Here is a 2,885-nt window from a genome sequence, read left to right on the forward strand (position 1 = left end):
GTCTCTGACTGCTTGAGCGCGCGCGAGGCGAGCGTGTCACAGCTTTCTGTTAGCAACTCACCTGTGAGGCTGCCGCTCGGTCTCGGAAAGAACTCCCAAAGCGGCCACCACTCCCCGGCGCAAGACAATGCTCCCATGGAGAAAGCCCGCTTCGGTGCCGTTTTCGCCCTGGTGGCTTCAGATCATTCTTGTGTTGCAAACGCACATGTTGTGGTTAGTATTCGATGTCTTTGTATTTCTTGGTTTTGATCTATATCAAAAAGACAATATCGTGATTATTGTGACTGTAGTTGTATATTGACGATAATTTCCAAGACGCCCACTCTTCCCGTGTCGAGCGGATCAGCTTTCTGACAAGAGCACAAAGGGCCAGCTAAATGCTGGTTCGCCGGCCCAGAATATCGGAGGTTCAAAATGACAAGATGGTGGGGCCCTGCGCATTTACATTATGCGATGACTGATTTGCAGTCTCTCACACTGAGCTTCGCAGCAACTGTCGTGGTCGTCGGGTTGGCAGTGTTCACTGTGCGCACGGTCAGGAAACATCGTCTGCGCGTTGCCACGACGCACATCAAAACACTCTGACGGCCTGACAGGGCCTATCCTTCAAATGAGCGGGCGCAGTCCGCGTTGATAGGCCCCCAGCCCCAGCAGCAAAAGCAGGATCGCGACGACAGGCAGCGCGACGATACTGCTATGGGTCAGCAACACGCCCCCCAATAACCCACCGGCTGACACGGCGAGGTTCCAGGCCGTTGTCGCCATGGCTTGAGCGGTATCCATGAAGCGTCCCGCGACGCTCGTCATGGCACTTTGCGTGAGGGCAGCGAACCCGCCAGTGGTAATACCCCACATGACAACACCGAGGCAGACCGGAAGCTTGTGCGTCAGACCGAGTGACATGAGCAGACAGGCCGCCATAAATACGAGAATGCTGGCCATCGTCAGCCGCGAGAGATGATGATCGATCAGGATGCCGGTGACAAAGAGACCGGCAACCGAGCCTCCGCCAAAGACCAGCAGGAGGACATCTACGCGCGCTCCAAGTCCGGAGGGGACAAGCAGGGGCTCGATGAAAACGTAGAGCAGGCTATGCGCCGCAACGAAGCTGAAAATCAGTGTCAGATTGGCAAGCACACCAGGCTGACGCAGGCTGCCTGAAAGGCTGAAATGGCTCCCGGCCTGACTGCCCGGTGCATCTGGCAGAAAGAAGAGCGACCAGATCACGAGCAGGCCCGAAAACCCGCCAAGACATAAAAAGGCGCCGCGCCAGCCCAGCCATTGGCCAATTGCCGCGCTCAACGGCGCACCAAGCACGAGTGCCAGCGTGACGCCCGAACCCGCCAGCGCAATTGCCCTGCCCCGTTGTGCCGGTGGTGAAAGCCGCGTCGCGTAACCCGCGAACATGGCCCAGATCAGCCCGCCACAGCATCCGGCGAAGAAGCGGATGGTCAGGGCAAGCGCCAGATTGGTGATGATGCCGTTTGCTGCATTGATCAGCGTGAAGCCGACCAGACCCAGCAAGAGCAGGCGCTTGCGTGGCATTTTATAGGTCAACGCCGTTGAAGGAAGAGCAGCGCAAAGGGCACCCAACGCAAAGGCCGTGATGAACTGCCCGCTTGCCGCCTGGGTAATCTGGAGGCCATCTGCAAGCAGAGACAGCAATCCGGCAGGCATGATCTCGGTCAGCAAGGTCACAAAGGCAGCCAGAGCCAGAATGATCATGGCATGACGGGGAAGCCTGTCCGGACCCGAACATGTTGCCGCCGCCTGATCCGTCACCCCAACCATCTCAAAGCGCTCCCCTTTCCGCCAGCCGCTCCGGGCGGTCCCCTGAACATTGACCAGTGGGCTAGGCGATAGGCGCGGGCGGCAGATTAGGCAAGACAGCATGTGGGTTGTTTATCATGGCCCATTGGGTCGAAACATCCTGCTGCCCCGGCACGGGCAAGGCGACGCCGTCAGAATGAACGCGTCGCCTTGCCATCATCAGAACGCGGCTGTCAGGCTGAGATTGAACGACCGGCCAAGTCCGGCGAGGGGCGACAGGATATTCGTCTGACGGTAATCACCCAGCGAGAGCCCCCCTAGCGGCAGATAGTATTTCTGGTTCAGCACATTCTCGATGCTCGCATCCAACGTGAGCTTGCGCCAGCGATAGCTGCCGCCCAGGCCCAACAGCGCATAACCCGGTGTGCGCGGTTCGTTACGCAGCCAGTCCACCGTCGATTTCTTCTTCACCAGTGTGACATCCACACGTCCGGTCCAGTTCTGATAGGTCTCGCGGAGGCCAATCGTGCCGTTGGCAGGCATCTGATGATACAGGCCGGAATGGGTGACCATATCCTGCCCACGCACCCAGTTGAAGCTTGTCACGATCCTGCCTTGTCCGAAGCGCTCGTCATTCCACAGGCGATAACGCGCTGAGCCATTGAGGCCGTAACTCTGCGCGTTATGATTGACGAATTGCAGCTTCGACAGCCCATTGCTGAATAATGCCAGACGGACGACGTTAATATAGCCCTCTGTGTAGGTATAGAATGGCTGGAGCCGAACTTCCCATCCATCGCCTTTCGGGTCGTGCCATGTCAGCGTCATGCTGGCCGTGTTCGCAATTTCGGGGCGCAGGTCGAGGTTGCCAACATAGCCGTTGCCATCGCCGAACCAGCCGATCATGCGCGTGGCCATGGTGCCCATACCCCAGGCATAGCGCTCGTAGAGGTTGGGCGACCGTGTCTTGCGGGCGTAACCGCCCTCTAGCATCAGGTCGTCACGAATATGCCAGCGACCGGTGGCCGTCACGTCGAAATTTGTGTCTGTCCGCCCTCGCGAGGCAGCGTTGAACTTTCGTGCTGCCATGATATCGGCCATCTGCATCATACCGG

At 58.4% G+C, this 2,885-nt stretch carries 2 protein-coding genes; both read right to left on the reverse strand.

Annotation, left to right across the window (positions count from 1 at the left end):
* Window positions 1–606: 606 nt before the first annotated feature.
* Window positions 607–1,791, reverse strand: coding sequence for an MFS transporter (locus P792_RS25225; protein ID WP_023978085.1), 1,185 nt, complete (start codon window positions 1,789–1,791; stop codon window positions 607–609).
* Window positions 1,792–1,989: 198 nt separating this feature from the next.
* Window positions 1,990–2,885, reverse strand: an 896-nt coding sequence (locus P792_RS38420; RefSeq protein ID WP_023978086.1) for a TonB-dependent receptor domain-containing protein, incomplete at its 5' end; no start/stop codon positions are given.

Origin of the sequence: Asaia sp. SF2.1 (assembly GCF_000505765.1) — a bacterium.
In the GTDB taxonomy this organism is placed as follows: domain Bacteria; phylum Pseudomonadota; class Alphaproteobacteria; order Acetobacterales; family Acetobacteraceae; genus Asaia; species Asaia bogorensis.